This window comes from Xanthomonas sp. WHRI 8932A (assembly GCF_035012785.1).
Lineage (GTDB): Bacteria > Pseudomonadota > Gammaproteobacteria > Xanthomonadales > Xanthomonadaceae > Xanthomonas.
This window is the reverse complement of sequence record NZ_JAYGQQ010000008.1, coordinates 100,217-126,783: the sequence shown is the minus strand read 5'-3', so window position 1 is coordinate 126,783 and position 26,567 is coordinate 100,217. Positions and strand designations below refer to the sequence as shown.

Annotated in this window: 17 protein-coding genes, 1 other RNA gene and 5 pseudogenes; 7 read left to right on the top strand and 16 right to left on the bottom strand. The window is 60.2% G+C overall.

Going from position 1 to position 26,567, the window contains the following annotated elements; all coding sequences use genetic code 11:
* Positions 1 to 386: 386 nt before the first annotated feature.
* From VC212_RS14290 to VC212_RS14245, 10 genes and pseudogenes are all read right to left on the bottom strand, one after another.
* Positions 387 to 935 (bottom strand): transglycosylase domain-containing protein, encoded by a 549-nt coding sequence (locus tag VC212_RS14290; protein WP_323526163.1) that lies wholly within the window; start codon positions 933 to 935, stop codon positions 387 to 389.
* 332 nt (positions 936 to 1,267) lie between these two features.
* Positions 1,268 to 1,678, bottom strand: a complete 411-nt coding sequence (locus tag VC212_RS14285; protein ID WP_323526162.1) for a hypothetical protein — start codon at positions 1,676 to 1,678, stop codon at positions 1,268 to 1,270.
* Positions 1,662 to 2,912: pseudogene (locus tag VC212_RS14280) on the bottom strand (RHS repeat-associated core domain-containing protein); the annotation flags it as partial. The pseudogene VC212_RS14280 and the gene VC212_RS14285, both read right to left, overlap by 17 nt.
* 57 nt (positions 2,913 to 2,969) lie before the next feature.
* Complete coding sequence (locus VC212_RS14275) at positions 2,970 to 3,332, bottom strand: hypothetical protein (RefSeq protein ID WP_323526161.1); 363 nt, start codon at positions 3,330 to 3,332, stop codon at positions 2,970 to 2,972.
* Positions 3,333 to 3,451: 119 nt separating this feature from the next.
* Positions 3,452 to 3,595 (bottom strand): annotated as a pseudogene (locus tag VC212_RS14270) (IS3 family transposase); the annotation flags it as partial.
* Between the two features lie 756 nt (positions 3,596 to 4,351).
* Positions 4,352 to 4,834: pseudogene (locus VC212_RS14265) on the bottom strand (RHS repeat-associated core domain-containing protein); the annotation flags it as partial.
* Between the two features lie 160 nt (positions 4,835 to 4,994).
* The gene (locus VC212_RS14260; RefSeq protein WP_323526159.1) at positions 4,995 to 5,456 is read right to left on the bottom strand and encodes a hypothetical protein; all 462 of its coding nucleotides are present in this window, start codon (positions 5,454 to 5,456) and stop codon (positions 4,995 to 4,997) included.
* Positions 5,457 to 5,569: 113 nt separating this feature from the next.
* A pseudogene (locus tag VC212_RS14255) lies at positions 5,570 to 6,631 on the bottom strand (RHS repeat-associated core domain-containing protein); the annotation flags it as partial.
* A gap of 473 nt (positions 6,632 to 7,104) precedes the next feature.
* Positions 7,105 to 7,458, bottom strand: coding sequence for a hypothetical protein (locus tag VC212_RS14250; protein ID WP_323518138.1), 354 nt, complete (start codon positions 7,456 to 7,458; stop codon positions 7,105 to 7,107).
* Positions 7,455 to 12,194 (bottom strand): RHS repeat-associated core domain-containing protein, encoded by a 4,740-nt coding sequence (locus VC212_RS14245; RefSeq protein WP_323526158.1) that lies wholly within the window; start codon positions 12,192 to 12,194, stop codon positions 7,455 to 7,457. The genes VC212_RS14250 and VC212_RS14245 overlap by 4 nt, the downstream gene beginning before the upstream one ends.
* 265 nt (positions 12,195 to 12,459) lie before the next feature.
* On the opposite strand from VC212_RS14245, the pseudogene VC212_RS14240 reads away from it, so the two are divergent.
* Positions 12,460 to 12,731: pseudogene (locus VC212_RS14240) on the top strand (hypothetical protein); the annotation flags it as partial.
* A 109-nt stretch (positions 12,732 to 12,840) separates the two neighbouring features.
* Here the strand turns inward: VC212_RS14240 and zwf are convergent.
* From zwf to VC212_RS14215, 5 genes are all read right to left on the bottom strand, one after another.
* Positions 12,841 to 14,670 (bottom strand): glucose-6-phosphate dehydrogenase, encoded by a 1,830-nt coding sequence (gene zwf / locus VC212_RS14235; protein ID WP_323526157.1) that lies wholly within the window; start codon positions 14,668 to 14,670, stop codon positions 12,841 to 12,843.
* Complete coding sequence (locus VC212_RS14230; protein WP_323526156.1) at positions 14,667 to 16,466, bottom strand: glycoside hydrolase family 15 protein; 1,800 nt, start codon at positions 16,464 to 16,466, stop codon at positions 14,667 to 14,669. The genes zwf and VC212_RS14230 overlap by 4 nt, the downstream gene beginning before the upstream one ends.
* 63 nt (positions 16,467 to 16,529) lie before the next feature.
* Positions 16,530 to 16,859 (bottom strand): phosphotyrosine protein phosphatase, encoded by a 330-nt coding sequence (locus VC212_RS14225; protein ID WP_115514228.1) that lies wholly within the window; start codon positions 16,857 to 16,859, stop codon positions 16,530 to 16,532.
* 26 nt (positions 16,860 to 16,885) lie between these two features.
* Positions 16,886 to 20,206, bottom strand: a complete 3,321-nt coding sequence (locus tag VC212_RS14220) for an ankyrin repeat domain-containing protein (RefSeq protein ID WP_323526155.1) — start codon at positions 20,204 to 20,206, stop codon at positions 16,886 to 16,888.
* Positions 20,199 to 20,459 (bottom strand): YcgL domain-containing protein, encoded by a 261-nt coding sequence (locus VC212_RS14215; protein ID WP_055847027.1) that lies wholly within the window; start codon positions 20,457 to 20,459, stop codon positions 20,199 to 20,201. Before VC212_RS14215 ends, VC212_RS14220 begins: the two co-directional genes overlap by 8 nt.
* A gap of 217 nt (positions 20,460 to 20,676) precedes the next feature.
* Here VC212_RS14215 and VC212_RS14210 point away from each other — a divergent pair, with 217 nt between their 5' ends.
* From VC212_RS14210 to VC212_RS14185, 6 genes are all read left to right on the top strand, one after another.
* The gene (locus VC212_RS14210; protein ID WP_323526154.1) at positions 20,677 to 21,873 is read left to right on the top strand and encodes a beta-ketoacyl-[acyl-carrier-protein] synthase family protein; all 1,197 of its coding nucleotides are present in this window, start codon (positions 20,677 to 20,679) and stop codon (positions 21,871 to 21,873) included.
* Positions 21,873 to 22,646 carry a beta-ketoacyl synthase chain length factor gene (locus VC212_RS14205; RefSeq protein WP_323526153.1) on the top strand — a complete coding sequence of 258 codons (774 nt, stop codon included), beginning with the start codon at positions 21,873 to 21,875 and terminating at the stop codon, positions 22,644 to 22,646. Before VC212_RS14210 ends, VC212_RS14205 begins: the two co-directional genes overlap by 1 nt.
* Positions 22,643 to 23,464 carry a glycosyltransferase family 2 protein gene (locus VC212_RS14200; RefSeq protein WP_323526152.1) on the top strand — a complete coding sequence of 274 codons (822 nt, stop codon included), beginning with the start codon at positions 22,643 to 22,645 and terminating at the stop codon, positions 23,462 to 23,464. Before VC212_RS14205 ends, VC212_RS14200 begins: the two co-directional genes overlap by 4 nt.
* Positions 23,461 to 25,083: an NAD(P)/FAD-dependent oxidoreductase gene (locus tag VC212_RS14195; protein ID WP_323526151.1), complete on the top strand. Its 1,623-nt coding sequence runs from the start codon at positions 23,461 to 23,463 to the stop codon at positions 25,081 to 25,083. The genes VC212_RS14200 and VC212_RS14195 overlap by 4 nt, the downstream gene beginning before the upstream one ends.
* A gap of 59 nt (positions 25,084 to 25,142) precedes the next feature.
* A non-coding RNA gene (locus tag VC212_RS14190) (sX9 sRNA) lies at positions 25,143 to 25,218 on the top strand.
* A 69-nt stretch (positions 25,219 to 25,287) separates the two neighbouring features.
* Positions 25,288 to 25,620 (top strand): hypothetical protein, encoded by a 333-nt coding sequence (locus tag VC212_RS14185; protein WP_323518145.1) that lies wholly within the window; start codon positions 25,288 to 25,290, stop codon positions 25,618 to 25,620.
* A 104-nt stretch (positions 25,621 to 25,724) separates the two neighbouring features.
* On the opposite strand, the gene fabG is transcribed toward VC212_RS14185, so the two are convergent.
* Positions 25,725 to 26,462, bottom strand: a complete 738-nt coding sequence (gene fabG / locus VC212_RS14180; RefSeq protein WP_115514233.1) for a 3-oxoacyl-ACP reductase FabG — start codon at positions 26,460 to 26,462, stop codon at positions 25,725 to 25,727.
* Positions 26,463 to 26,567 lie beyond the last annotated feature (105 nt).

Below are 26,567 nucleotides of genomic sequence, written 5' to 3'. Positions count from 1 at the left end.
TGCCAGCGAGCTTGACCGAATGACAATCAAACGCCCTCGCTGAATCGCCAAGTGAACCAGCCACACGACACGCAGGCCGCAATCACAGTTGCAAGGCCAATCTGCGAACGCGTGTACCCACAAGAGCCGATAAGGCGCTGTGCGCCCAACCCGCCCAGCAGAAGGCCCGTGCCCACGCAAATCGGAGCAGTCAGGTGTGCCCACTCACCGCGCAGATCATGTGCAAAGTCGCTGACACCGTAGGTGGCCAACACACTGCTGATTCCTGCACCCAGCAAGACAGCGCCAGCAGCGAATAGTAGCCAACAAGATAGAGTCTTTATTGACTGCAAAACTTTATCCACTGGATTCACTCCATAAGCCGCCTGCGCGATACAGCGGAACTGCTAGCGCCTGCTGCGCGCCCTCTGAATTAATACGTCGCGACGTCCTACAAGGCGCTCTGGATGAAGCCTGTAGATCCTCGGCGCCCACGTATAGGCAACCACGGTTGCCGCCTCCTGCTCTGTCAGGGTATTCAGTGACTTTGCAAACAGATGGTGAGACAACGCGTTCAAACCATTGCCATGTCCGTTATAGGCAAGAGTCGAATAGAGTGCAATAACCTCGTCCTGCGACAGATGTAGCCAGAGAAGTTTCCCCCAAAGCAATTCACCCATACGTGACCAAAATCCAGTGCTGCCCGGCAGAAAGCGCGTGCGCAACCGCATTGCGACTAGAGCCGAGGGCGCTGCACTCCCCCGATGCAGCACTTGGATATACCGCCGAATATTCGGCGGTGGGGAGCGGTCAAAAGGATCCGCACTAACAAGAATGGCCCGGATATCGCTCAAACGGGGCGAGAATACGAAAACGTCGTAAGCGACGACTACAAGGATGGGCAGAACTAGGGTCGAGATGGCAATAAAACTTAGCGCCCTTGAATGAAATTTCATCGCAAATCCCGTCCACTCTAAGATTTTATCCAACCCAGCGAGCCTGCAGGCAGATTGAACAATTGTCCAGCCAAACCACTTACTTTCGTGCGCGCCATCGGAAAACTAGTAATGTCGCCCTCACCCAGCCATTTTCTGGAAGTGGCTCCTTCAGCTGCCGAGGCAGCCCGCACCCCATCCAATGCTGCTTGATAAATCCCTTTTCAGCATCGCAATTTTTTTCAAGTGTTGCTAGATAAAAGCGTTATCCGAGACGAGATACTCGATTGAATTAAGCAACATGATCGATTCCTCTGATTCGCTTTCAAAGGACGCTGGGATTGCACTGCGCTTCATCCCAGCCCACGGCCCTTTCGTATTCTTAACGAACAAAACACTAAGGGGCCCTGCAAAATCCCTAAATACATGACCGAAGCAACAAACCAACCATACATTTGAGAGTGAATGCTGCCAAATCGCACGTGTTGACTGATTGAGGAATGAAAATAAGGAGAGAACGTCCACTCCAAAAAAATGCTCACCAGGAAGCTGATTAACCAGCCCAACAACGCCGACAAAATCAAGCCAACAATCGTTCCGCCGCTGGCTTTTCGTAGCGCAAGGCCAACGCCAAGAACAGCGGCACTTTGGAGAGCTGCAAACAGGACTGCCGGAGCTCTAAGCTCCAGCCCTGCTATCCACGCCCAAACCAAAACAAACGTGGCAACGCAGACTACTAAAACCGGCCTACTTAACTGTTGCATCCCGAAATCCCCTCGACAACGACCCTGGAAATACGGACCCTTCGAAGTTGTTGAAGACTTCCGAAGCGTTCAGAACATTGGAAACGTTCAAAGCACATGTCGGACCGGTCGCAGTTGGAGACATCATGACCTGACGTCTAATCTTCTTCTCCTGCTTTTCGCTTGTGTCTTTACACTGGACCCCAACAGTATCCCCTTCGGCTTCGTGATACTTCTTGAATCCATCCAAGTGATTCCCGTCTAATACTTCACTTCTGTGCTGTATCCCGTATCCACCGGATGGGTCGTGCAGCTCCCCTCCCGTACTGCTGTTATATAAGGCAGAGTGATTTCCTAAGCCAACCACAGTTCGTACCGTAAGCAAACAGGTCTCAAGACCAAGCGGATCGAGGAGACTTATTGGATTGCCTAGGACATAGGCATAAGTGCTTATTCCTCCCTGCATCCCGATCGGATCACTCTGCCCATACCGCCCAGTAGCCGCATCGTAGTCCCGGAAATAGTTCTGATTGAACCCGCTCGCTGCATCAAACCGCTGGCCCGGAAAGCGCACGTCGACCACCATCGCGATGCCGTCTCCATCCGGATCCTGATTGGGCGCGGTGTTGCCGAACGCTTCGCCTTTCAGGCTCCAGTTCCACACAGCAACGTCGCGGACAGCATCGACGACCACACGTGGGCTGCCGAGGTGATCAGGTTCGACGTAGTACAATTGACCGCCTTTGGCCAGCAGGCCTACCGGTAAGTCGTCCAGCCAGATGACTTGTTGCCTGCCTACGCCATTAGTGTCTTAGTCGCCCAGCCAGTGGCCCGCCTCGTCGTAAAGCGTGTAGCTATTGGTGGTACCCAGGTAGCGACGTACCTATTCGCCGCGGCCGTTGTAGCGGTAGTTCATGACCGCGGCACCTGCGCGTTTTACCTGGGTCATGCGGCCGGTGGTGTCGTACAGGTATTCGCGTGCCTTGCCGCCGATGGTGAGGGTATTGCCCATCTTGTCGTAGGTGCGCGTCACGCCGGCGACCGCACTCAGGCGATGGTTGGTGGTTGAGTATGTGTAGGTTTGCGTCGCGCCGCCAACCTTGGCGCTGAGACGATTTCCGATGCCATCGTAGCTATAGCCGTCGATCACGCTACCAGTAGTGCCATCCTTGAGTGCAGTCAGCCGACCAAGCGCGTCATAGGTCAGCTCAAGCTCTGGTGTCGGATTGCCCTCGGGAGTCAGGGCAATGAGGTTACTACCAGATCGAAGCAACTCATCCTCATAAGGCCCCTCACGTTCCGCATGGATTACCTACTCAGGAAAAGGCCACTTCTTATGCCAAGGCAATTCGCACCCTAGCCATTCCGTACCCTCTGAGATAAATTTCTTTATCTTTCCATATCGACCAAGCATCTTTGGGTGAAAAACTCGATCTGAATTTAGAAACTCAATTGAGTTCATTATAATTATTTTTTCTTCCGAATTTTCTTTTATTTCAATAATAATATCATGATAATCGTCAAACAAAGTCCACACCCAGTATCCGATCGAATTAACCGCGTTGTCTTTAGTCTTTTTTGGCCACTTATCCTCAAAATCACTTGAACACAGGCGATTTTCATCCATTTTACGCAGCAACTCAATCCCGGTATTTCTAGCAGAATAGTCGATCACTGAGCACCTCAGCACCTTTTGAATGACAAAAAAATGTAGCTTGCTAGCCCGCCCTGTCGTCGCACCCACTCCTGCCTGGAGAATACCAGCTACACTTATCACTGATCTCTTCATCAATTAACATGTCCGCGAAAGCGGATGATCTGAACGAGCTTTTCCAAACTCACGCTTGGGAAGATCTCGCCCAATTCGGAGAGCAATGCAATGACCTTGTCGTCCCGATCTAGTTGCCTATTTATTTATATTTTGGTTGAACCGGCAACTTCGCGATAACCCTTGCAATCGTCCAACCAACCAAGCGGACTTATCAATTTGAATTTAAGAGCATAGGTTAGAGTCGCGTTGTTTAGTGAATTTTTAATATCCACAGAGCCGTCTTCCAGAACTCCAACACATCCCGTTTTTCCCAAAAAATCAAAGAGACCACTTGAGTAAAAGGCGTTAAATTTAACGGGACCCAAGTGAAACACGGCGCCAGCGGGCTGAATGAATATCGACACCATCTCTCGCTGAGTGGTGTCACTATTCGTAGATGCGAGCCTATTTGTCTTCGCAATGATCACTTGCACGCCATCGCCGCTAATGCCTTGATGACACGCCATCTGAGACCTTGCAATTTCGGCAGATAGCTTTGAACTTGGTCGACAATTATCTGCATCAGCTATAACGCCATTTCTAACATTTAGTGATGTGCTACTGCACCCGGCCAGACAAGCTGACCCTATTATAAATAAATTTACCTTATTCCGTATATTCATAAAACCCCTCCCCATTTCGTTCTTGCCAGCTTTTGTTCGCCCTGCAGTTTCTTCATAGATATTATCATGGTTGTGAGCACTATAAAATATTCTTTTATTCAGATGAGGTCATTCATGGACAATGGCGTCATATAAATCAGCGCGTTGAGCCGGCGAAAGGTTATCCAAATAACGGTCGCCTAACGAGATTTTCTTTTAGCATAATTAATACATCCCACTTTATTACCAACTAATCCTTCACCTGCAGCTGCCCAGGGCAATTTAGATCCATTTCTTTTCATTTTTCGCAAGCATTGAACAATATTCAATATCGTCTTGTCTCAGCCCAAAGAAGTCGATCAAACTCACTGGATTGCTAGAAACATAGGCATATGTGTTCCTTCCACCATTCAATCCAATCGAATCACTGTCCCCATGTCGACCAGAGGCCGCATCGTAATCCCGCAAGTAGTTCTGATTGAACCCGCTGGCCGCATCAAAGCGCTGCCCTGGGAAGCGCATGTCAAACACCATCGCGGCGCCATCCCCATCCAGATCCTGGTTGGGCGCGGTGTTGCCGAACGCTTCGCCTTTCAGTCTCCAGTTTCACACGTCAACGTCGCGGGCGGCATCGACGACCACACGGGGACTGCCGAGGCGATCTGGTTCGATGTAGTGCAGTTGACCGCCGTCGGCCAGCAGGCCTACCGGTAAGTCGTCCAGCCAGATCGTTTCCTGCTTGGGTGCGCCGTTGGTGTCGTAGTCGGCTACGTCTTCCAGCTTGTAAATATTATCTGCTCTGAGATAGAGGCGCACATGACGGATATCGATTATATCCAAAACACCCAGCCCTATAGCCAGACTCAAATACGCTAGCAACCACCCTATTTTATCCATATATCCGCTTTAAATAATTCCATAGCGATCAAGGACAAAATGCTGGGTGATTCTTATACAGCACCCAAGTCAATCCGAAGTAATACTTAGATCCACTTTCTGATGGCATCATTTGAACTATCAAGCTAATGCCGCTCTTACACAACTTCAGTTCTTTGTCATTTTTAAGGGCGCGCCGCCATCCCATTTCTAAAGATTTTCTTTCATAATAGTTAAGAACATCCCGATTAATTGAAGTGGAGGCCACATGAGCTGAAAAACTAGTTATCGGGCCTTTATCCAGACCCGCCTTTGATATCAACCTGGAACTCTCTTCTAAGGGAAATTTTTCGAACTGGCGAGCGAGATTATTAACACTCACCTTCTTATCTATATCCCCCATCACTATGGCCGTAATTTTTTCTGGCCCCAGCGCGTATAATAAGACGCTAAGAGCTGCGGTCAGCAATAATAATATGAAGGCGCGATAACTCATATGCGATAATTTCACTTAAAGTTCCAAATAAGAAAAATACAATTATAGGGCTTCAATGAAAATCCCGGCATGCCTAATCCGAGCTCCAACGCCGCTCCCGCTGCGTTGTAAACTAACGCTTCTTCTGGTTAATAGTAAGTACCTGCACCAGTTGTAGCGCCGGTTACAAAAGTGTCCACTTCAGCACCTGATTTTTCGCAGGTCATTTTCCCAGCCGAAATGGATCCACCTATATTTCCACTTACAAGCGAACCAGGTCCAGGCCTTATGAATCCAAATCCAAGGAATACAATATTATTTCTAGTCACAGTAATGCCAGCGCTCGCAACGTAAATCCCGGCCGACAGATGCAGATAATCTATGCGACTTTGTCCTGGCTTTTTAGTCAAGCCAGAGTAGTAAGAAAGGGTTCGATTAGATCCGACATCTTGAAGACCTAAAATATTCTTAAAAGCCAGCGGATTGGCTTTTACATACGAGAATGTACTGATTCACCCATCTAGTCCAATCGGATCACTCTGACCATACCGACCTGTGGCCGCATCGTAATCCCGGAAGTAGTTCTGATTGAACCCGCTGGCCGCATCAAATCGCTGCCCTAGGAAGCGCATGTCGAACATCATCGCGGTGCCATCCCCATCCGGATCCTGGGTGGGCGCAGTGTTGCCGAACGCTTCGCCTTTCAGGCTCCAGTTCCACACGGCAACGTCGCGTGTGGCATCGACGACCACACGGGGGCTGCCGAGATGATCGGGTTCGACGTAGTGCAGTTGACCGCCGTTGGCCAGCAGGACCACCGGCAAGTCGTCCAGCCAGATCGCTTGCTGCTTGGGTGCGCCGTTGGTGTCGTAATCACCGAGCCAGTGGCCCGCCTCATCGTAGAGCGTGTAGGTATTGTTGGTGCCTAGGTAACGACGTAACTCCTCGCCGCGGCCGTTGTAGCGGTAGTTCATGACTGCGACACCTGCGCGTTTTACTTGGGTCATGCGGCCGGTGGTGTCGTACAGGTATTCGCGTGCCTTGCCGCCGATGGTGAGGGTATTGCCCATCTTGTCGTAAGTATGTGCCACGCCTGTGACTGCGCTCAAGCGGTGGTTGGTCGTCGGATAGGTATGGGTCTGCGTGGCGCCACCGACCTTGGCACTGAGGTGATTGCCGGTGCCATCATAGCTGTAGCCATCGATCACAGTGGATTGATACCGTCTTTGGGGTAGAGTAAGCCGGCATAGCGCGCAAAATGGTGCTGCCGATTAAGTGAATATGACCCTGTTTTTTGCTGTACGTTGCGCAGAATTTGTTAAATAAAATATTTTCCGAATTACATAGCCGCACTAACTCATCATATTTATTCACAGGGTATATAATTTCTGCAGCTGCAGGGTAAGTGGTTATACGCTCCGAGAATCCAGGATTTTTATTAAAGCGGAGTTGTAAAACAATTTCGGCAGGCAACGACTTCAAATATTTTTGCAGTCATATCGACTGCATATTGCATACCATAATCCTGATTATTGTCACTTATGCCACAGCTTGCGGAATGAAGCTTGCTCCGTAATGCAGTAGCGCACAATAATCACTTCGCACACGAATTCAATACTTTATAGATTGCTTCGGTGTTGGTGGCGCCTAGGCACAGTATACCTACCCACCGCAGTAACATTTATCAGTATGCACCAGTGCAGCTCCAAATCCCCGCATCGTCTGTGGATCGATGAACACATAAATTACTTCCAGGTCCAAAATATTTAATTATTAACTCGTAGTGCTCAGGACTATTCGAAACAAAGAATAATTTGATATTGGCAGAATTAGCAGCAGATAAAATCTGGGGATAGCCCTCTAGATCATCAATTGATCTTGGATAAGCCTCGTTCTCAGTTCGATAGGATTCAATTGAGCGGACCAGATCATCACCAATTTCCTTGGTTTTTTCAGCTTTTACGCCATGACCAGGAGCCGCACAAGCGGCTAGGCTCATCAATAAAATAATTGATAACTTTGAGTTTTTAGTAATCATTGTCCCAGACAGCCATTTTGAACCTCACTTTGCAAAGCATTCCAAATTTCCCCAGCCAAGCTGGTTGAGTCGCTAGCAATGTATGAATCTTCCCATAATTGTGCCTGAGCCTCGTACTTGCCAGCTCCAAAGAGAGCGTTGAAGTACTGAGAAGCCTGTTCAGCATTAGAAGGACTGGCATAGTCATAGGGGCTCCCTAAGCCAAGTGTATAACCTACCTGAGGAAGTATTAGGCGCGAGGTCACTTTTGCACCCCGACGACGCTGCCACACATGAAAGACTTCATGGGCAAGAGTTGAACGCGCTTCGCTTTTATTGAGATCAATACCTTTGTTTATATCACCATCAATGAACAAGCTGCGGGGCAACTTAACATTGCTACCGCGGAGGGATGAAGCGCGACTTCCCGATGTTTGTTGAATATCTAGTGAAGCCGTATCGAATCCACCACCGAAAAGGCTACTTACAAAAGACGATTCTTGATCGAGTGGAGGACGCAAACCGAATGGGTCAAGCGAAAGGAACGGGCGACCATTTGCATATGAGTAGCTATTCACACCTCCTTTTAATCCAATCGGATCACTCTGCCCATACCGCCCAGTAGCCGCGTCGTAGTCACGGAAGTAGTTCTGATTGAACCCGCTCGCTGCATCGAACCGCTGCCCCGGGAAGCGCATGTCGAACACCATCGCGGCGCCATCCCCATCCGGATCCTGGTTAGGTGCGGTGTTGCCGAACGCTTCGCCTTTCAGGCTCCAATTCCACACAGCAACGTCGCGGACAGCATCGACGACCACACGTGGGCTGCCGAGGTGATCGGGTTCGATGTAGTGCAGTTGACCGCCGTTGGCCAGCAGGCCTACCGGCAAGTCGTCCAGCCAGATCGCTTGTTGGCCGGCTACGCCGTTAGTGTCGTAGTCGCCCAGCCAGTGGCCCGCCTCATCGTAGAGCGTGTAGGTATTGTTGGTGCCTAGGTAACGGCGTACCTGCTCGCCGCGGCCGTTGTAGCGGTAGTTCATGACCGCGGCACCTGCGCGTTTTACCTGGGTCATGCGGCCGGTGGTGTCGTACAGGTATTCGCGCGCCTTGCCGCCGATGGTGAGGGTATTGCCCATCTTGTCGTAGGTGCGCGCCACGCCGGCGACCGCACTCAGGCGATGGTTGGTGGTTGGGTAGGTGTAGGCCTGCGTCGCGCCGCCGACCTTCGCACTCAGGCGATTGCCGGTGGCATCGTAGCTGTAGCCATCGATTACGGTATTGGCGGCTCCGTCCTTCAGCGCTGTGAGCCGACCGAGGGCGTCGTAGTCCAGTCGTAGCTCTGGTGTCGGATTGCCAGCCGGGGTCAGAGCGGTGAGGTCGCCAACGGCATCGAAGCCAAATCCGATTTCCAAGCCGCCCGCGCGGGTGTCTTGGATGCTACGGGGGCGGTAGTCAAGATCGTACATGCGCGCCAGCTTACGGCCGTTACCGTAAGTCCAGCCCGAGGATTGACCGAACGGGTAATAAGTCGCATTGCCCAGCAGGCGCTGGCGGCTGCCACCTGGTGCGGTGACCCCAACATCGGTCGTTTGCCCTTGCGCGTTGCGGACGTAATCGACCGTTGTGCCGTCCGGGTAGACCATCGACCGCAAGCGGCCGCCCGGTGTGTAGTCGTAGCGCAACACCAACACCTTGCCGTTGACCGTTTGCACCTTGCGCACTACCTCGCCGAAGCGGTTGTAGCAGTGTTGGGTGGTACCGCTGCCATCCTGGAGCTTAGCCAGGCGCCCGACGGTGAACGTCTCACTGCTGGCGCACACGCTCTGCGTGACGTCATAGGTGTAGCTAACATTGAAGCCGGTGGTTGGGTAGCTGATGCTCAAGACGCGGTTGAGCGCGTCGTAGCCATACGTAGAGGTGACGCCGCGTGCATCGGTCTGCTTAGCGCGGTTGCCGGCGCTGTCGTAGGTGTAGCTGGTGACGCCGGTGTCCGGGCTGGTCAGTTTCAGGGTATCGCCGAAACCGTTGTACGTGTAGCGCGTGTCCAGACGTTTGGGGTCCTTGACCTGCAACGGGCGATCCTGGGTGTCGTAATCCACATTGGTTTCGGCCTCGATGCCATCGACATCCTGCAACGTGCGCGCAAGCCGGCCGAGTGGGTCGTGCTCTTGCAAGGTGCTACGGCCGAATGCGTCGGTGATCAAGCGCAGGTTGCCGTTTGCATCGTAGGCGTAGTCGGTAGGATTTGCGGCTGCGTCCGCCTGCGTTTCCAGTTGACCCAATTGATTGTAAATACGGCTCAAGCTGCGCTTGAGCGCACCTTGTGCATCTTTGGTCTGCTCCTCCAGACGATTGCCAGCCTTATCGAGCACGTAATGGAGGGTATTGCCCAGCGTATCGGTGACATCGGTGAGGCGTTGGGCCTGGTCGTAGACAAACGTGGCGTAACTGCCATCGGGCTGTGCGATGCGCTTGACCAAGCCGGTGGGCCAATATTCGAACGTGGTGACGCGATTCTGCGCGGAAGTAGCGCCATGCACCGTGGTCGATGCCAACCAACCACGTGGGTGATAGCTGTAATCAGTCAGCACCCCGTTCTCGTCGACGGCAGAAAGAACCCGCCCCGCTACGTCATAGCTCAGATTCTCGCGGATCTGGCCGCGGGCATTGATGGTTTGCTTGAGGTCGCCCTTGCGATACGGGCACGGTCCGGTGCCGGTCTGGCACCCGGCGGCATCGATGGGGTAGTAATTGTATGTGGTGCGGTCGTCGATATCCGTGCGCGGGCCATCGATGGACTTCAGATAGCCCGGGACCGGGCAGGTGCTATCTACTGCGGCGACATCGGATGCCTCGCAGTAGCTGTAAGCCACATCGCGCCTCTCACTGGACGTTGCGCCAATGATCGACACTCGAATCGGCTGAAGTCGCTCGTTGCGGGTATAGGAAATGGTGCGTCCAGCGCTTTGGATCGAGAGCATCCGGTTGGAGCCGACGGCCGTCCGGGTCGTGGTCGTACGTGCTTGCGGAAGTCCAGATGCTTCCTGGACGGTGTGGACATTGATCTCCACGCCATTCTCGGTCAGCTCGGAATAGCTATGCTTGGTCTGCACCCCAAGCTTGTCGGTCACAGCGCTGAGCCTCCTGCGATAGTCGGTCGCCTGATCGTAATAGGCGTAGCTCATCGTGCCGTCGCTCCCTGCCACGGATGCGACCTTTGGAGATTCGCCGCCCGCGGTCGTCATCGTGTAATCGACCGTGTTGCCCAGGGCATCGGTGACCGCGGTGCCGGTGGACGAATACGCGAGCGTGACGCCATCGATACCGCCGGCGTGCTGGCTGGAGATTGCGCGGCCGGCATTGTCATAGGCGAAGGTACTGAAGCGCCGGCCGTCTTCCGTGGTAACGCCGGTCAGGTGCCGGGGAAAGCGCGTGTCCTCGTAGTGATAGGTCCGGCCCTTGCCATCAGCATAGGTTACGGTGACCAAGCGTCGTTGATCGTAGCCGTAGCTGGCGAGCTGTACGCCAGCGGAGACGATGCCCGTGATCAGCGCGTCGTCGCTGTCTTCGGCGTACACGAGTCCGACGGAGCGGCCCTGCAGCGAGGCGATGCTTTGCAGCCGGCCGCGCGCGTTGTAGGCATACACCAGCCCGTTGCCGTCCTCTGTGATGCGCGAGATCAGCTTGCCCTGGGCGTCGAAGGTGTAGATGGCGTCCTGGCGATACAGCATCCATTGATTGCCATTAGCGATGATGCGCTCGCCGGAGGCATTGGCAGCGCGATAGTCCGAACCCACTTTGCGGAAAGGCACGGCGTAACCGCTGCCCTCCACTAGGCCCAACGTATCGCCCTGGATCGTCAGATGCAGGTTGTGCGAGAACGTCCAGCCTGGCCCGAATCCTCCAGTGTTCAGTGCAATGCCCGAATGGTAGTAACGCGTCAGGGTGAGCCAGCCTAGATCGAAATCTCGCTCGGTCTGGAACTTTTCGCCGGTTTTGACGTCGCAGGGATTTCCGACCATGCCGGAACCGCCACCACTGTTCTGGCTGCCCCCAGACTGTCCCTCGCACTGGAGGGCGGTGACTTCGATCGTCGCGATGATCTCCTTATTTGCGCAGGCTTGTTCGCTGATGTACCAGTTGGTAGCAGGCTTGGGACAGTCTGTACGCTTTTGCCGGGCTATGGATGTAGTGTAGTTATAGCTAACGCTGCAATCGCTAGAAAAAACATAGGCCGTGTAAGATTTAGCCTGCATTTCCATACCAAGGTCGTACTCTGGATATGGGCCCGCTTGCGCAATCCATCCGCCTTGCGGGGCGACGGACGCGGTTCCACATTGGGGCGCCTGTTCGCTCAACTTCTGCACTAGCACTGCAACGGCTTCTTCTTCCGTTGGAATCTTGGACCTGTCCCTTGCGATATAGGTCCAATCTTCGTTGTTCGCCTTCGCGCGCCCCATCCAGTAGGTGATAAGCATCTTTCCGTCTTCCTTGACTATCTGGTCCTTGATAGTGTCGACGTACTGATAAGCCTCTTTCGCGTACTGCGGCCCAGGAATCGCCTTGATCGCCGCTTCCGCCTGCGCCTGGGTGTCGTAGACGCCGTGGGACGCTCCTTGCGCATCGCGCACAAAAAATTGCTGTTTCTTTTCTTGAGCAGAGACGAGCGGGGAAAGAAAGAAAAGGCAGAGCATCGCCATCAGAAGCGCAAAGCGCACAGAGGCAGTCTTTTTCTGCTCACGGTAAGGAGTGGTCATTGCAAGTCCTTGCAAGAAGTCAATCGATCCAATCGAATCAAATACTGCAGACGGCAACATCCGCCTGGCCGCCCTTCGGACTGATCTGGTGCGATCAATCTCCTTCAGACGCATGTTGGCTGCATGGGCAATGCTCTTCATCATCCCTGAGAGAGGCAGCGCGAAAAACGGGATACACACGTATCGCATACGACAATCCTTGTCAGCACAGGCTGCGATAGTACGTAATGGCCTCAAGGCTGACAAGCGACTTTGTTACTTGCTAGCGACTTCAGACGGTTCAGGCGCTAGGTGGATGCATATGGTGCTTGGCAATATAAGCGCGCCAGGAGGGGTGTCTGTCACGTCGCACAAGGCAAATATGCAAGACGCTGTCCGGCCGGGGCCGCCTGCCGTTTCAACCACCGGTTCCGCCTGCGCGAAATGCTGCCGCGATTTGCCACGGCGGTGACGCATTGCAAGGCCTGTCCTGGCCGGTTATGCCACGCCGAGCAGGTTTTATGGCTGAAAGTCAGGGCTAATCAGGCGTTGCAATGACATGGTGTGAGATAGGTAGAAGACGAGTATCGTGAAGCGGCAAACAGCGCACTTCATCGGAAGCTAGGAAAATGCGTCAACCATTATGACAATGGCTGACGCGTGCGGATCAACTGCGCGGCTTGCGCGCATTTGCCATTTTGCTGGCTGACTTCTTCGCTGCCACCTTGCCGACTACTGATTTGCTCAAGGTCTTTGCGGCAACTTTTGCAACTTGTTTGCTCGCGCGTTTGACGACTGCTTTTTTGGCGACCTTCCGGCTCGCGGCTGCTGCACTTTCAGTAGATGCAGCAGCCACCGCCGGCGTGCGCCTGGCTGGCGCCTTGCTCGCCTTTTTCGCGGCCTTCTTGGCGGCTTTCTTCACCGGTGTCGCAGCACCCGCACGCACTTCCGGCGGGCGGCGCGGCGGCGGTTTGCGGCCTGGGGTCAGTGCGCGCCAGGCGTGTCCGCCGTTCATGGCGAGTAGCGCGTCGGCGGCCGAGGGGCCGGCGCTGCCGGCGGCGTAGTTGGGGAAGTCGCTGGCCGGTTGTTTCCAGGCATCCAGGATAGGCTGCACGATGCGCCAGGCGCCTTCCACCATCGCCGCGTCCTGGAACAGGCCGGCTTCGCCGTTCATGCAGTCCTGCAGCAGACGCTCGTAACCCACGGTGTATTCCTTGGGGAACCAGTCGCGGTAGCGGAAGTCCATGCGCACCGGCGCCAGTGCCACCTGCGCGCCGGGGCGCTTGACGTCGAACTGCAACGAAATGCCTTCATCAGGTTGGATATGCAGCACCAGCCAGTCGGGGCCGTAGCCGCCGACCTCGGTGCTGCGAAACGGTGCCAGCGGCGCGGGTTTGAAGCGGATGGCGATCTCGGTGGTGCGCTCGCGCAGACGCTTGCCGGTGCGCAAATAAAACGGCACGCCAGCCCAGCGCCAGGTATCGACCTGCAGCTTCATCGCCACATAGGTTTCGGTTTCCGAATCGTCCGGCGCGGTGTCTTCTTCGCGATAGCCCGGCACAGCGCTGCGATTGACCGCGCCGGACGCATATTGACCACGCACCACGTCTTCCGGCTTGATCGGGCGCACGGCTTCGATCACTTCGGCGCGGCGGCGATGCATCGCCTCGGTGGTGAATGCGGCCGGCGGTTCCATCGCAATCATCGCCAGCAACTGGAACAGGTGATTGGGCACCATGTCGCGCAAGCAGCCGGTGGGATCGTAGAAGCGCCCGCGCCCTTCCACGCCGATGGTTTCGGCGGCGGTGATCTGCACATGATCGATGCGGTCGCGGTTCCACACCGGCTCGAACAAACCATTGGCAAAACGGAAGGCAAGAATGTTCTGCACGGTTTCCTTGCCCAGGAAATGATCGATGCGGAACACCTGATCCTCATGCAGCACCTTGGCCACGGTGGCATTGAGATGCTTGGCGCTGGGCAGATCGTGGCCGAACGGTTTTTCCACGATGACGCGGCGCCAGCCCTGATTTTCGCGCTGCTTGACCAGGCCGGCTTCGCCGAGATTCAACAGCACCGGCTCGAAAAAGCGCGCGGCGGTGGCGAGATAGAACAGCACATTGCCTTGCGTGCCATAGCGCTTGTGCAGTTTCTCCAGCACGCCGTCCAACGCCTGATACGCGCCAAGGTCGGTAAAGTCGCCGCGCAGGTAATGCATGCGCTCGCGCAGCCAGTCCCAGGTGTCGGTGTCGAATTCATCGGTCTGGAATTCGGCATCGCGGCTGCTCAGCAGCTGCGTCATCGACTGCCCCATGTTGCTGCGCCACGCGCGTTCGCTGATGTCGCCATGGTCCATGCCGACGATGGCGAATTCCTCGCCCAATGCACCGGCGCGGCGCAGGTTGTACAGCGCCGGCATCACCAACCGCTTGGTCAGATCGCCGCGGGCGCCGAAGACCACGATGATGCACGGCGGGGTTGTGGCTTGTTCGTTCATGGATGTGTTTCCTTTTCGCCCATGCGTCCGTGCAGGCGCAATGCCGCATTGACCAGGGCCACGTGGGAATACCCTTGCGGGAAGTTGCCAAGCATGCGTTTGCCGCGCGGGTCGTATTCTTCTGCGAGCAGGCCCACGTCGTTGCACAGACCGAGCAAACGCTCGAGCAATGCGCGCGCCTCATCGGTGCGACCGATCAACGCAAAGTTTTCCACCAGCCAGAAACTACAGGCCAGGAAGGTGCCCTCGCCTGCTGGCAGGCCATCGGCGCTGTCGTCGGCGCGATAGCGTTCGACCAGGCCATCGATGGTGAGCTCGCGCGCGATCGCATCGGCGGTGGCGGCGATGCGCGGATCGTCCGGCGGCAGAAAGCCGACGATGGGAATCAGCAACAGCGATGCATCCAGACGATCGGAGCCGTAGCTCTGCACGAAGTGGCCATCTGGATGCACGCCTTTTTCCAGTACTTCGGCGCGGATCTCTTCAGGGAGCCGGCCCCAGTGCGCGCGCTTGTCGGCATCGGCATTGGTGATGCCATCGCGACTGCCGCAATCGAATGCCAGCCACGCCATCACTTTGGAATGCACGAAATGCCGGCGCTCGTCGCGGATTTCCCAGATGCCTTCGTCCGGTTGGCGCCACAGGGTTTCAAGCGTGTCGAGAATCTTTTCCAGCAAGGACGCCGACGACCCATCGTCATCGGCAGGCGGCGCCACGCCTTTTTCGCGTGCGTAATGAAAGGCGCCGATCAGCTCGCCGTACACATCGAGCTGAAATTGATCCACCGCACCGTTACCGATGCGCACCGGAACGGAATTTTCGTAGCCGGGCAGCCAGTGCGCTTCCCATTCCTGCAATCGGCGCTCGCCGCCGATGCCATACAGCGCCTGTAATTGATCCGGCGACCCGGCGATGGTGCGCTGGACCCAGTCGCGAAACGCCGCAGCCTCATCGCGATAGCCGGCTTGCAGCAACGCGATCAGCGTAAACACCGAATCGCGCAACCAGCAGTAGCGGTAATCCCAGTTGCGCGTGCCACCCAGATGCTCCGGTAACGAGGCGGTGGGCGCGGCCACGATGCCGCCGGTGGGCAGATAGCTGAGCCCTTTCAACACCACCAGCGAGCGACGCACCTGCTTGGTCCACGGGCCGACATCGGTGCAGCGACGTGCCCAGCCATGCCAGAACGCGGTCGTGCGTTGCAGCGCCTGTTCCGGGTCGATCGCCGGCGGCGTGGGCTGATGCGATGCGCCGTGACTGAGCAGAAACCAGGTGCTTTCGCCTTCGCGCAACGTGAAGTCGGCTTCGGTGCCCAGGTCTTCGCCATGCAGTTCCTGCGGCGAGCGCAACGCGAGCTGGTCGGGGCCGGCGATCGCGCGAATGCCGCCGTCGATGCCGGTCACCCACGGCACCGTGCGGCCGTAGTTGAAACGGAACGTCAGGCGCATATGCATGGGCATCTCGCCCTGCACGCAGCGCACGATGCGCACCAGATGCTGGTGGCTGTCGTCCTTGTCGCTGGCGACCATGAAGTCGACCAGTTCCACCGTGCCGGTGTCGGTGCGCATGCGCGTGCACAACACCAGACTGTCGTCTTCGTAAGCGCGTTCGCTGCGGAATGCGGCGGCGGGCGACAACGCCCATTGCCCGTGTTGCTCGTCGCCCAGCAGCGATGCGAAGACCGCATCGGAATCGAAGCGTGGCAGACACAGCCAGTCGATGGTGCCGCGATGGTCGACCAGGGCCGCGCTGTGGCAATTGCCCAGCATGGCGTGGTCCTCGATACGCACGCTCATCGTGTGGGCGTTTCCTTCCAGCGAAAGAATCCGCAGTCTTACATGCGCGGTGTCGGGATCGGGTTACGAATACGCGGGCAAACGCAGCAACGGTGGCACCGTGTGTTCCAGCCGACGGATCAGTGCCGGATCCATATAGGTGTAGTCGTCGGGAATCTGCAACGACACCACGCGGCAATGGCGCAGATGCGCGGCGAAGCGTTTGCGCAGCAACTGCAGGTGGCGGCGCTCCATCACCAGCACCAGGTCGGACTCCTGCAGCAATTCGGGCGTGACCTGCACCTCGGCGTCCGCTGCCAGCCCGGCCGATTGGGTCTGCACGCCCGGCCAGTCGGCGAACACGCGCTCGGCGGTGGGGCTGCGCAGGCGGTTGCGGCTGCATACGAACAGCACCCGCAGCGGTGTGCCGCCGCGCTGGCTCAGCGGCCTTCGCGCAGGAAGCGCGCCATCGAAGAGACACCCGGCAACGCGGGTTCGAACTGGCCGGCCACATCGATGAAGCCGCGCATGATGGCGATCTCGCGCGGGGTGCGGTTGAGCGCATCGCGACGGTCGGCATCGGCACCGGCGCGCAGCAGGCGCTGCACCAGCAGCGGCAAGCCATGCAGGGCGGCCAGATGCAGCGGGCCGAAGCCGCGTTGGTCTGCCACATCCAGCGAGACGTCTTCGTCGAGCAGACGTTCGACGCCGGCCAGCACCACCTTTTCGTCGCAGGCGGTGCCCGGTTCGGCGCGCGCACCCAACAACAACAGCAGCGGGCTGACCCGTCCACCGGCGAGCGCGTCCGGGTCGGCACCGGCCAGCAGCAAGGTGTCCAGCAGCGCCAGCAGGCGGGTGGTGTCGCGCGCGGTGAAACCGTACAGCGCCGCGCAATGCAGTGGTGCCAACCCCTGATCATCGGTGGCATGCACGTTGGCTGCGGCCGTGAGCAGACGCGCCACGATGTCCGGCAAGCCGAGTGCGCAAGCCAGCATCAGCACGGTCACGCCACCGGGCAGGCGATGTTCGATCTGCGCGCCGGCCTGCAGCAGGGCGGCGACGATATCGGTCTGGCGCATGCTCACCGCGGCCGACAACGGCGTGGCGCCGCTGTTGGCTGCGCGCTGCGGGTCGGCACCGCGGCCGAGCAGGTGCGCAACCACACCCAGGTGGCCGCCACCGGCCGCACGCAGCAGCGCGGTGCAGCCTTGCGCATCGACAGCATCCACCGGCAGACCGAGGTCGATCAGGCGTCGCACCGCATCGGTATCGCCAGTCATCGCGGCCGCGGGCACGTCTGCTTCGCGCAGCGTGCGGCGTGGCAGCGACCAGATCCGCCAGTCCAGCCAGTCGGCCAGATCGCGGCGGCCGATCGACAGCGCCACACCCAGCGGGGTCTGCCCGTCGGCAGCGCGCGCTTCCGGCGAGGCGCCCTGCTTGACCAGCAATTTCAGCGAGGCATCGCGGCCCAGCGCGGTCGCCAAATGCAGCGCGGTCATGCCGTGGCTGTCGCGCGCTTCGCGGTCCACGCCGTGTTCCAGCAACCACTGCTGCAGGCGCAGCCAGCCCAGCCGCACGGCCAGCGACAACGGCGGATCGCCGGCCGCCGACGGCGCAAACGGGTCGGCGCCACGTTCGAGCAATTCCACTGCGAACTGTTCCAGCCCGCGCGATGCCGCATCGTGCTGCACGCAGGCGCTGAGCAGCCGGGTCAGGCCACCTGCACCGGCCGGCGACACGCCGTGACGCAGCAGCACCTGCAGCGCCGGCACCGCCTCCACACCACGCGAGAGCAGCGCAAACATCGGCACGTCGCCGCAGGCATCGCGCACTTCGGCATCGGCGCCGTGGCGCAGCAGCCAGTCCACCGCATCGGCGTTGAGCGCCAGATGCGCGTCGTGCAGCAGGCCGCCAAGTTCTTCCGGGCCGCACAGTCGCGCCAGCGCGTCCAGGCCATCGCGTTGGCCGAACTGCAGGCCTTCGCGCAGCAACACCAGCGGCGGGCGATCGGGCAGCACCGCCACGCCGGGGGTATCGCCATGCGCATCGCTGACGGCGGCCGGCAAGGGATAGTTGGGGTCGAGCAATTGCACGATCGCCCAACGCCCGGCTTCGGCGGCCACGTCCACGGCGCGACGGCCATGCACATCGACGCTGTCGGCCGGCACCTGCAGATCGAGCAGGCGGCGGATCAGCGCCGGCGACACGCTGTCGGCAGCGCAGGCCAGCATCACCGCGTTGCGGCCGTCGCCGTCGATGGCCAGCACATCGGCCTTGCGGGCGACCAGGCGTTCGAGCACCGCGCTGCGCGCCTGACGCGCGGCATCCAGCCACGGCGTGCGGCCGAGCAGATCGCGTGCTTCCAGATTGGCGCCGGCCGACAACAGCGCTTCGACGATGTCGCCGTGGCCGGCTAGCGCGGCTTCGTGCAAGGCGCTGCGGCGCTGGCGGTCGCGCGCATCCACGCGTGCCTTGTGCTTGAGCAGCAACTGCACGCCGGCCGGGTCGTCTTCTTCGGTGCCGGCGGCGGCCAGCAACACCGGCGCGCCGCCGTCCGGTTCGGAATGGGCGCCGCGTTCCAGCAAAAATTTCGCCAGCCGCCAATTGCCGACCTGGCACGCCATCGCCAGCGGTGAATGACCTTCGTTGTTGAGCGCGTCCAGGTCGGCGGCGGCATCGCGCAGCAATGCGGCCACGCCGGGGTCGGAACTGCGCACCGCATGATGCAGTGGCGTATTGCCGTCGTTGTCGGTGGAGCGCGGGTCGGCACCGTTGGCCAGCAGCGTCATCACCGCATCCGGGCGGCCATGCCAGCTGTCGCGGGTGGCGGCCAGCAGCGGCGTCATGCCGCGATGCGGCTGGTTGACGTCCACGCGGCGCACGATCAGCTCGCGCAGCAGGCGCAGATCCGGCAGCACCGCTGCCAGCGCCGGCAGGCTGCGTTGGTCGCGCCATTCCGGCAGCGGCATCGCCTGCGGGTCGGCGCCGGCCTCCAGCAATTGCAGCGCGCGATCCACCCGGCCGCTACGCGCGGCTTCGAACAATTCGGGCACCAGTTGATGCTGGGCGACCGGCTCCAGCGGGCGCGGTTCGGCGGCCGCTTCGGAGAAGAAGTCGGCAGCCTGCCGGGCCACCGGCACATCGCTGCGCGCCGGTGCGGCGGTACGTTGCAACAGCAGATGGGCGGCGGGCAGCAGCGCGCTAGCGGCAATCGCCAAACCCCAGCGCAGACCGCCGGATAACCAACCCGGCCAGGCCAGCGCCACCACCAGGGTGCACACCGCCAACACCAATGCGGCGGCCAGCAGGCCGCGCCAGGCATGCAGTTCCTGCGTGGCCAGCGCGTGCCAGCGTGGCGCCAGCGCGCCACCGTCGCGTTCCACTTCGCCCCACAACGGCCAGGTGCGCCACAGTCCCAGCAAGGCGGCGCTGACGGCCACGCTCAAGGCCAAGGCGGCGGCCAGACTGCCGCTATCGCGCAGCGCGGTCAGCGGCCAGCTGATCAATGCCGCCAAGGCGAGCAGGCCTACGCCCCAGATCGCCAGCAACGGCGGCAGCGCCTGTGCGATGGCCCGCGGCTGCGTGGCCAGCGCGCGGGTGCCACGCGCCCACGACACTGCCAATGCAAAGGCCGGTTGCGCCAGCCACAGGCTCACTGCGGCAACGGCGCCACCAAGGCCACCGAGCAGGGACAACACCACGCCGGCTGCACCTGCCAGCGCTGCGGCGCGCAATCGCGCGGCACGCTGCGGCTCAGTCATAGTCGCACTCGCCCGCCAGCACCACCGTCTTGGGCAGTTGCAGGTAGAAGCCGTGCTTGGCGAGCGCTTCGCGCACGGTCACCACGTCGGCCTGCGCCAGGCGGCGCTCAGGCGTCAACGCCACCTCCAGCACGAATGCGAATGGCGCCAACGGCGCGTGCACGGCAGCGGGAAGACCGGAGAAATCGTCACGCTTGGCGAGGTAGACGAAGGTGTCCTGCTTGCGTTGGCTTTTATAGACGTAGGCGTGCATGCGCGCGTGATCGCGCTCGTAGAGCGGTGGGTCGCAGGATTGTGTCCCAATTGCGGCGACGGCGAAAGCGCGGCCGCTGCGAAAAATCCCAGCCACGTCAGCGACATGACCGGCGCGTTCAGTTGCGCCATCGACGGGGCTGGCGTACGCCACCGATATACTGCGAGCACTTTTTGCCAGCCAGACCATCGTGAGCCAAGCGCAGCATTCGTCCCAGATGGCCCCGGTCGCCGTCACCGCCTATACCTCCACCACCGCGCTCGGCGCCGGGCTCGCGGCCCAGGCCGCCGCGCTGCAGTCGCGCCGCAGCGGCCTGCGTTACAACGATTTCGGACCGAAACCGCTGCCATGCTGGATCGGCCGCGTCGACGGCGTGGAAGAGGTGGTCCTGCCCGATGCGCTGCAAGGCTGGGACTGCCGCAACAACCGGCTGGCCTGGCTGGCCCTGCAGCAGGACGGCATGGCCGACGCCGTGCAGGCCGCCGCGCAGCGCTACGGCGCCGAGCGCGTGGCGGTGATCATCGGCACCTCCACCTCCAGCATCGGCGCCAGCGAAGAGGCGTATACGCGCCTGGTCGACGACGCCGATGGCGCGCGGTTTCCGGACGATCTGGACCGCCCCATCGTGCACACCCCGCATTCGTTGGGCGACTTCGTCCAGCACGCCACCGGCCTGCGCGGCCCCAGCGTGACCGTGGCCACCGCCTGTTCGTCCAGCGCCAAGGTGTTTGCCCAGGCGGCGCGGCTGATCGAGGCCGGGGTGATCGACGCGGCCCTGGTGGGCGGCGTGGACACCTTGTGCGGCAGCGTGCTGTTCGGCTTCAACTCGCTACAGGTGGTCGCCCCCGAACCGTGCCAGCCGTTCGACGCGCGCCGGGTCGGCCTGAGCCTGGGCGAAGCCGGTGGCTTTGCGCTGGTCGAACGCACCGCCGCCGCTCCGGATGCGACGTTGTGGCTGTACGGCTATGGCGAATCCAGCGATGCGCACCACATGTCCGCCCCGCATCCGCAGGGCCTGGGCGCCCAGCTGGCGATGCGCGGCGCGCTCGAACGCGCCGGCCTGGACGCGGCGGCGGTGGGCTATCTGAACCTGCATGGCACCGCCACGCCGGCCAACGACAGCGTGGAAGCGGCAGCGGTGGCGGCGATCTTCCCCGACACCTTGCACGCCAGCTCGACCAAGGCCTGGACCGGCCACACCCTGGGCGCGGCGGGCATCGTCGAATCGGTGATCGCCCTGCTGGCCCTGCGCGACGGCGTGCTGCCGGGCACGCTCAACAGCGAGGTGCCCGACCCCGCCTGCGGCCCGCAGATCCGCTTCGACAACGCCCATTCCCGGATCGATTACGCAATGAACAACTCCTTCGGTTTTGGCGGCAACAACTGTTCGCTGCTGTTCGGGCGGGCACGCTGATGCTGACCGCCACCATCGAAGGGATCGGCTTCTGGACCCAAGGCTTGCCCAACTGGGAGGCCGCGCATGCCTTCATGCAGGGCGGCCCGCTGCAGGAGACGCCCGCACGTCCGGCGCCGCAGCTGCTGGCCGCCAACGAGCGCCGCCGTGCGCCGGATACGGTGGCGGTGTCGCTGGAAGCCGCACTGGCGGCCTGCACCGCCGCCGGCCGCGACCCTGCCAGCTTGCCGTCGGTGTTCACCTCCACGCACGGCGATCTGGCCATCACCGATTACATGTGCACCACGCTGGCCAGCGACCCGCTGGCGATCTCGCCGACCAAGTTCCACAACTCGGTGCACAACGCCGCGGCGGGCTACTGGACCATCGGTGCCGGCGCGATGACCCCGGCCACGGCGATCAGCGCCCACGACGCCAGTTTCGCGCAAGGCTTGCTGGAAGCGCTGGTGCAACTCACCGCCGGCGTCGATGCAGTGCTGCTGGCCGGCTACGACGCGCGCTCGGTGGGGCCGCTTGGGCGCATCTCGCCCAGCCAGGGCCTGCTTGGTGGCGCGCTAGTGCTGGGCAGCGCTGGCCAGGCCAGCAAGCCGCAGCTGCAAGCGTGGCTGGACGATGGCGCGCCGTCTCCCGCTGACGGCGCGTTGGCGCGCCATGTCGCCGCCAATGCGATGGCGCCGATGCTGCCGCTATTCGCGCTGTTGGCGGGCCACGGCGACAGCGCCGCGCTGTATGCCGGCCCTGGCCGGGTGCTGCGTGTGGAGCTGCAGCGATGAGCCGGGTACCGCTGACCCGCGAGGACACCGCGATTCTGGTGCCGGCCTTGAACGAGGCATTGCGTATCCGCGAAGTGGTCAACGATGCGTTGACCTACTGCTCACATGTGATCGTGATCGACGACGGTTCCGACGATGGCACCGCCGATTGCATCGCCGACCTGCCGGTGCGCCTGATCCGCCATCCGCAGCGCATGGGCAAGGGCGCCGCGTTGCGCAGCGGCTTTGCGCAGGCGCAGCAAATGGGCATGCGCGCGGTGATGACCATGGACGGCGATGGCCAACACAAGGCCGCCGATTTCCCGCGCCTGCTGGCCGCAGCCAACCGCCACCCCGGCTGCGTGATCGTCGGCGCGCGTATGCGCAAGCGCGCCACCCAGCCCACCATCCGCCGGATCGGCAACGACTTCGGCGACTGGGGCATCGCCTGGGCCTGCGGTTTTCAACTGGTGGACAGCCAGAGCGGCCAACGGCTGTATCCGGCCTCGGTGTTCACCCTGCCCAACGTGTCCGGCGAAGGCTTCGTGTTCGAGGCGCAGCTGCTGATTTCCGCCGCACGCCAGGCCGGCGCACGGGTGGTCGCGGTGCCGATCGAAACCCGCTACGCGGGCAGCGCGCCGGGCACCTTCCGCAAGAGCCATTTCCGGCTGGTGCGCGACCTGTGGAACATCACCTCGCACGTGGTCGTGCAGGCCTGGACCTACGGGCACATCTGGCGCGAGTACCGCAACGTGCGCGCCAACCCGGTGATCATTGACGATGTCGACGGCGAATTTGCTACTGTGCCCGCGGCTACCAAGAGCAACCCGTCCCCATGAATGCACAGCGTCGCGATGTCGTCATCACCGGTGGTGGTCTGGCCGGCCTGAGCCTGGCCCTGCAATTGAAGCAACGCGATCCGGAGCTTGCGATCACCGTGCTGGAGCGCCGTGCGCACCCGGTGCGCGAGGCCGCGTTCAAGGTGGGCGAATCCACGGTGGAGATCGGCGCGCATTATTTTGCCGACGTGCTGGGCCTGCGCGAGCATCTGGAGACCGAGCAGATCCGCAAGTTCGGTTTTCGCTTTTTCTTCTCCGACAAACGCGAAGACATCGACCGCTGCACCGAGCTGGGCGTCAGCCAGATCCTGCCGACACCGTCGTGGCAGATCGACCGCGGCCGCTTCGAAAATTTCCTCGGTGAGCGCGCCCGCGCGCAGGGCATCGCGTTCCTGGACAACTGCAGCGTCAAGGGCGTGGATCTGTCCGAAGACGAGACCGACCATGCGGTGCGCTACGAGCATGCCGGCGAGCAGGGCACGCTGAGCGCACGCTGGGTGGTCGATGCCAGTGGCCGCGCCGGGCTGCTCAAGCGCAAGCTGGGCCTGGCACAGGACAACGCGCACAACGCCAATGCGGTGTGGTGGCGCGTGGAAGGCCTGATCGACCCGAACGGTTGGTCGCAGGACAGCAGCTGGCTGCAGCGCTGCACGCCGCCGGATCGCTGGCGTTCCACCAATCACATGTGCGGGCCCGGTTACTGGTTCTGGTTGATCCCGCTGTCGTCCGGCGCGCATTCGTTGGGCATCGTTTGCGATGCGCAGATGCACCCGCTGGAGACCATGAACACGCACGAAAAAGCCATGGACTGGCTGCGTCTGCATCAACCGCAGGTCGCCGCCTCATTGGACAAGGCCGACTACCGCTTGCAGGACTTTCTGTTCCTGCGCAATTTTTCATATGGCTGCAAACAGGTGTTCTCGTCGCAGCGCTGGGCGCTCACCGGCGAGGCGGGGGTGTTCCTGGACCCGTTCTATTCGCCGGGCAGCGACTTCATCGCCATCTCCAACACCTATATCTGCGAACTGATCGGCCGCGATCGCGCCGGCAGGTCGCTCAGCCCGTATACCGAGCTGTATGAGCAACTGTATTTCTCGTTCTACGAAAACACCCTGACCCTGTATCAGGATCAGTACGCGCTGTTCGGCGACGAGCAGGTCATGCCGGTCAAAGTGATCTGGGATTACACCTACTACTGGTCGTTGCTGGCGCCGCTGTTCTGTTCCGGACGCATCGCCGACCTGAGCCTGTTGTCGCGCATGAAAGCCGACTTCTTTTATGCGCGCGACATGAACCTGGCCATGCAGCGCGTGCTGCACGACTGGGGCGTGCACAACACCGCACAGGGCATCGCCACCGGCGATGGCCGTCTGCTGGACCAGTATCTGATCGGCTGGTTCAACGAGCTCAATGGCGCCTTGCACGACACCCTGGACGACGACGCGTTCGCCGCACGCATCCACACCAACGTGGCGCAGATGGCGGTGCTGGCACGCGAGATCCTGCAGCAGGCACGCCACCGTCACCCCGACCTGCCCGATCACGGGCTGGACGCACTGACCGCCAACGCCAGCGGCGACCCGATCCTGACGGCGACGTGGTACGCGGACGCGGCTTAGAGCAGCAAACAAATCTACTGTGCAGCCGCCAGGCGGGCGCGGCCGGTGCTCGGTGCGGCATGTACCACTCGTACACTCCGGTTCTTCCGCGCCGTCCGCACCCACCTAACGACTGTTCGCTACGTTTTGTTAGCCGCTCTTAAGTTAGCCAGGCGCAGATACTCGCCACATCTACCCACTCATATCTCTCACAGGAGGTGACCGATGCATCGCAGATTTGCTTACCCGCTTTTTTTGCTCATCAGCTTCACTGCAACCCAAGCTGTCGCGCAGAACGTCGTGCAATACGTACCCGAGCCGTTATTGATGAACGGTAGCGACTTAGTCCCTGTCTGCCGGCGAGCCGCCGAGACCCACTACCTTGCGCAAGGCGCAAGTGTTTACAACTGGACAGCGTCCTACCATGACCGCGGCGATGGTCTTTACGTGGACGGTCGCTTACGCGCAAATGGCAATACGGTCTCGGTGCACTGCACCGCAACGCGCGGTTCACGCGAGCGCGATCTGCTCATGAAGATAGACGAAACCGGCGGCTAAGCGTCGCCTGCGCTGCCGCCATCGGCTGCAGCGCAACGGCGCTGAGCGACGAAGGTCGTGGTCGTGCCCCGCTACGCGGCCGTTGCAGCCTGGACGTCAGGCAATCAGCCCATGCCGCCATTGATGCCGATGATCTGGCCATTGATGTAACCGGCAGACTCCGAGCACAGGAAGGCGACCAGCGCGGCGACCTCGTCGGGTTTGCCGACGCGCCCGGCAGGCACCAGTTGTTTGATCACCTCGGGCGCGAAATTTTCGCCGACCATGTCGCTTTCGATCACGCCCGGCGCCACCACATTCACGGCGATGCCGCGGCTGGCCATCTCGCGCGACAACGATTTGGTCGCGCCATGCAATGCCGCTTTGGCTGCGGCGTAATTGGTCTGCCCGCGATTGCCCAGCACTGCCGACACCGACGACACGCTGACAATGCGTCCCCAGCGCGTGCGCGCCATCGGCAACAACAACGGTTGGGTGACGTTGAAGAAGCCGTGCAGCGACACATCGATCACCCGATGCCACTGCTCGGCGTTCATGCCCGCCATCGGCGCGTCGTCGTGGATGCCGGCGTTATTGACTACGATCTGGATCGGGCCGGACGCCAATAGGTTCTCCAGCGCCGCGCCGCTGGCCTGCGCATCGGCCACATCGAAGGCCACCGCTTCGGCGCTACCGCCGTCGGCCACGATGGCGGCAACCACCTCTTGCGCGCGCGCCAGATTGCGATTGGCATGCACGATCACGTGCCGCCCCTGCGCCGCCAGATGGCGACAGATCGCACCGCCAAGATCGCCGCTGCCGCCTGTGACTAACGCACGACGCTGTGGAATGGATGTGCTCATGGACGTCTCGTCAAAACCAGCTGCAGCAGGAAGCCACCATCCTAGCGATTCGCAGCCAGCGCAGGAACAACCTGCCGCGTCCATCGCCGCAGGCATCGCGCGCAA